This is a genomic window from Dellaglioa sp. CoH-55-MRSF-7 (assembly GCF_056782235.1).
In genome coordinates, this window is record NZ_JBXAYI010000032.1 from 420 (window position 1) to 664 (window position 245).

Annotated in this window: 1 protein-coding gene; it reads right to left on the reverse strand. The window is 60.0% G+C overall.

Annotated elements, in window-relative coordinates:
• A partial coding sequence (locus AC1RPU_RS07700) for a hypothetical protein (RefSeq protein ID WP_481769596.1) occupies positions 1 to 245 on the reverse strand: 245 nt, incomplete at both ends.

Below are 245 nucleotides of genomic sequence, written 5' to 3' on the forward strand. Positions count from 1 at the left end.
CCGAGGCCTGCGAGCGGGAGACTGCGTTTCATGGCGCACTTGATCTGGATTCCGGTAGCTTCGGCCGCTACTTTCTGAATCGCGGCCAGAAGCTGCTCGTCGGCTTCTTCGTCCGCTTCTTGCGCCGCGATACCGCGCACCACAGCTTCCACGATATCACGCATCGTGGTCCACGGGTCCGTTACCGGGCTCCCCGCATCGATTTCGAATTCGGCCTCAATATCGCTACGCAACTCTTCCATGTC